This is a genomic window from Kitasatospora sp. MY 5-36 (assembly GCF_001182915.1).
GTDB lineage: Bacteria > Actinomycetota > Actinomycetes > Streptomycetales > Streptomycetaceae > Kitasatospora.
In genome coordinates this window covers 1-4321 of the sequence record NZ_LFVW01000801.1, presented here as the reverse complement: position 1 = coordinate 4321, position 4321 = coordinate 1, and the positions used below count along the sequence as shown (strand labels likewise).

At 73.2% G+C, this 4321-nt stretch carries 3 protein-coding genes; all 3 read right to left on the bottom strand.

Annotation, left to right across the window (positions count from 1 at the left end):
• Positions 1-638: CHAD domain-containing protein (locus AE652_RS36295; protein WP_049659278.1), on the bottom strand; the 638-nt coding region annotated here is incomplete at its 3' end.
• Between the two features lie 120 nt (positions 639-758).
• Positions 759-2936: an RNA degradosome polyphosphate kinase gene (locus tag AE652_RS36290; protein ID WP_063780380.1), complete on the bottom strand. Its 2178-nt coding sequence runs from the start codon at positions 2934-2936 to the stop codon at positions 759-761.
• 347 nt (positions 2937-3283) lie between these two features.
• Positions 3284-4270 carry a mycothiol synthase gene (gene mshD, locus AE652_RS36285; RefSeq protein ID WP_049659277.1) on the bottom strand — a complete coding sequence of 329 codons (987 nt, stop codon included), beginning with the start codon at positions 4268-4270 and terminating at the stop codon, positions 3284-3286.
• Positions 4271-4321: the final 51 nt, after the last annotated feature.

Below are 4321 nucleotides of genomic sequence, written 5' to 3'. Positions count from 1 at the left end.
AGCGGCAGCTGCTGGGCGCCCGCGGACAGCGCGGCGAACGCGGCGGCGGCCTGCGGCAGCAGCACGGCCGGGGCCCGGCCGTCAGCCGAGTCCAGCAGCGGCGCCTCGCCGACCAGCAGGGTCATCCGGTCCGCCAGCGCGTGCAGCCGGGCGGAGCGGAGCTCCTGGAGCACGGTGGAGTGCGCCCTGGTCCGGGCCAGGGTCAGCTGCCGGTCCAGCAGCGCGCGCGCCTTGGGGGCGCCCGCGTGGCCGGCCAGCATGCCCGTCCCCTCCGGGTCGGTGCCGCTCAGCAGGTCCAGCGCGCCCAGCAGCCGGGCCGAGCGGCGGACGTAGCCGGGCTCCAGCGCCAGCAGGTTGAGCAGCCAGCGCAGCTCGGTGCGCGACTCCTGCGCCCAGGTCTGTTCGAAGACCGAGCCGAAGGTGTGCAGCAGCCCGCCGATCCGCCGGACGGCCCGCAGCAGGTCCGAGGTGCCGGCCGACGGGACGGTCGAGGCCGTCCCGGGTCTGGCACCGACCTCGCCCACCGCCAGCGGCAGCGCGCGCAGGAAGGCGCCGGCCTGGACGGTGAGGTGGCGGGAGAGGATGTCCCCGGCGGTCGCTGTGGAGGCCGCCTGGGCCGTCATCGGCGCTTCGGTCATGGCGTGGTAGATCCCCGTTCCCCCGGGGCGGTCCCCCGGAGCTGGTGGCCGACCGCCGGAACAGGTCCCCTTCGGGCCCGAGGGGCCCGACTGCTCCGGCGGCTCGCATCAGTGGGCGCGTCAGCGCGAGGTGGCGGCCCTGCGGCGCTGGCGCGAGTCGATCAGCAGGTCCTGGACGTGTCGCAGCGGCCGGCCCTCGGCGTCCTGCGAGTGCCTGGTCCAGGCGCCGTCCGGCCCCAGGTGCCAGGACTCGGTCTCGTCCGACACCCCGAGGTCGATCAGCCCGGACAGCTCGGCGCGGTGCGCCGGATCGGTGATCCGCAGCAGCGCCTCGATCCGGCGGTCCAGGTTGCGGTGCATCATGTCGGCGCTGCCGATCCAGACCTCCGGATCGCCGTTGTTGCCGAACACGAAGATCCGGGAGTGCTCCAGGAAGCGGCCCAGGACGCTGCGGACCCGGATGTTCTCGCTCAGCCCCGGCACGCCCGGGCGGATCGCGCAGATCCCGCGCACCCAGACGTCCACCGGCACCCCGGCCTGGGAGGCCCGGTACAGCGCGTCGATCACGGCCTCGTCGACGATCGAGTTGACCTTGACCTTCACGTAGGCCGGGCGGCCCGCCCGGTGGTGGGCGATCTCGTTGTGGATCCGCGCGACCAGCCCGTCGCGCAGGCCGCGCGGGGCGGTCAGCAGACGGCGGTAGGACTCGCGGCGCGAGTAGCCGGAGAGCCGGTTGAACAGGTCCGAGAGGTCCGCGCCGACCTGCGGGTCGGAGGTGAGCAGGCCGAGGTCCTCGTACAGCCGGGCCGTCTTCGGGTGGTAGTTGCCGGTGCCGACGTGGGAGTAGCGGCGCAGGGTGTCGCCCTCCTGCCGGACCACCAGCGAGAGCTTGCAGTGCGTCTTCAGCCCGACCAGGCCGTACACCACGTGGCAGCCGGACTCCTCCAGCTTGCGGGCCCACTTGATGTTGGCCTGCTCGTCGAAGCGCGCCTTGATCTCGACCAGCACCAGCACCTGCTTGCCGGACTCGGCCGCATCGATCAGCGCGTCGACGATCGGCGAGTCGCCGGAGGTGCGGTACAGGGTCTGCTTGATCGCCAGCACGTCCGGGTCGGCGGCGGCCTGCTCCAGGAAGGCCTGCACCGAGGTGGAGAAGCTGTCGTACGGGTGGTGCAGCAGCACGTCGCGCTCGCGCATCGCGGCGAAGATGTCCGGCTGGGAGGCCGACTCGACGTCGGTCAGCCCGCGGGCCGTGCCGGCCACGAACTTCGGGTACCTGAGCTCCGGGCGGTCCAGCTCGGCGATCCCGAACAGCCCGGTCAGGTCCAGCGGCCCGGGCAGCGGGAAGACCTCCGCCTCGGTGATGTTCAGCTCCCGCACCAGCAGGTCCAGGATGTACGGGTCGATCGACTCCTCGACCTCCAGCCGGACCGGCGGGCCGAAGCGCCGCCGCATCAGCTCCTTCTCCAGGGCCTTGAGGATGTTCTCGGTGTCGTCCTCCTCCACCTCCAGGTCCTCGTTGCGGGTGACGCGGAAGGCGTGGTGGGCCAGCACCTCCATCCCCGGGAAGAGCTCCTCCAGGTGGGCGCCCATGACGTCCTCCAGCGGGACGTACCGCTGGGGCGAGGCCTCCAGGAAGCGGGCCAGCGACTGCGGCACCTTGACCCGCGCGAAGTGCTTGTGCCCGGAGACCGGGTTGCGCACCACGACGGCCAGGTTCAGCGAGAGTCCCGATATGTACGGGAAGGGGTGCGCCGGGTCGACGGCCAGCGGGGTCAGCACGGGGAAGATCTTCTGCCGGAACAGCGTGTGCAGCCGGGCCTGCTCCTTCTCGGCCAGCTCCGACCAGCGGACCAGCTCGATGCCCTCGGCGGCGAGGTCCGGCAGCACCTCCTGCTGGAAGGCGGCGGCGTGGCGGGCCATCAGCTCGCGCGAGCGGGTCCAGATCAGGTCCAGCACCTCGCGCGGCTGGAGGCCGGAGGCACTGCGCGTGGCGACGCCGGTGGCGATCCGGCGCTTGAGGCCGGCCACCCGGACCATGAAGAACTCGTCCAGGTTGCTCGCGAAGATCGCCAGGAACTTCGCCCGCTCCAGCAGCGGGATGCCCGGGTCCTCGGCCAGCTCCAGGACCCGCTCGTTGAACGCGAGCCAACTGCGCTCGCGGTCCAGGAAGCGGCCCTGCGGCAGCGCTTCGAACTCCTCGTCGTCCGTGGCCGGCAGCTCCGGCGGGATCCCCAGCGCGCTGGACATCCGGGCCGGGGGCGACAGCGGGGCAGAGACGGGGCGGGGGATGCTCATGGGCTCCAGCTCCTCCAGCAGCAGGACGGCGTCCGGACGCGATGGGCTCTGCGGGCCGTCGCCCTCGCCCCGGGCCGGACCCGGGGACAGCACCCACCCTCCGGGCGCGGTCCGTACAGGACCGGCCGGTGCGTGGCGGTCGACTCTGCACGAGCGAGACACTACGGACTTCATCCTGTGATCTTCGCGGCAGCAATTGAATCCACGGTAAACACCGCATGGCCGGGAGGAAAGCTGAGTCGGTCGGGGCAAGGGGTTCGGCCGTCCCGTACCCCGTCCGTTCCCTGGTCCGCGCCCCGGTCCGGGGGTGTTCCGGGGGCGTTCCGGCCGCCGGCGGCTACCGACGGCTAGGCGGGGCGGGGCGCCCGGTACGGGGCCCGGTACATGAGGTCCACCTCGTGGACGGTGAACCCCAGGCGTTCGTACACCCGCACGGCCACCGGGTTGTCGGCGTCGACGTAGAGGAGGACGGCGCCCAGTCCGCGCTCGCCGGGGCCGCTGCCGGTCAGGTGGCGAAGGCCCGCCGCGGTCAGTGCCCGGCCGAGGCCGCTGCCCTGCTCCGCCGGGTCCACGCCGACCACGTACACCTCGCCCAGCTCGGGCTCGGTGGCGGTGGCCGGGTGCACCTTGGTCCAGTGGAAGCCGACCACCCTGCCGTCCCGGGTGGCGAGGAAGAAGCCGGCCGGGTCGAACCAGGGCTCGGCGATCCGCTCGGCCAGGTCCTGCTCGGTCCAGGTGCCCTGCTCGGGGTGGTGGGCGAAGGCCAGGGCGTTCAGCCGCAGCCACTCGGCGTCGTCCTCCCCCGGGCGGAAGGTACGGAGCTCGATGCCCGCGGGGACGACCACGTCCTCGGTCTGCGGGCCGGGCCGACGCATCTGGCGCAGTTCGCGGACCAGCTCCGCGCCGTACGCCTCGGCCAGGTGCCGGGCCGCCGGGTGGCCGCCGTGCACCCAGAAGTCCACCGCCTCGCGCCCCGCGCGGTGGGCCTGCGCCAGGACGGCGTCCACCAGCGGACGGGCCAGGCCGCGACCGCGGACGGCGGGATCGACCACCAGCTCGGCGGCGGGGTTGGCGGCCGGGTTCTCCGGCACCTCCAGCTGGCCGTAGCCGAGGACGGCTCCGGTCTCGGACTCGGGTTCGGCCCCGGATTCGGTCTCTACGAGATGGATGACGCCCGGGCGCGGAGTCTCCGCGTTCCGCAGCCGGAGCCGGCCCTGCTCGGACACGGCGGCCCGGCCGTCCACCGCCTGGGCCTCCGCCAGAACACGCAGGGCGCCGTCGCGCTGCGCGGGCCGGAGCACATCGTTCGCAATGACCGCTGTCTGATCGTCCATGCCCTGACGATACGTCACCGGAAATGCGAAGAACCCCCATCCGGGACCCGG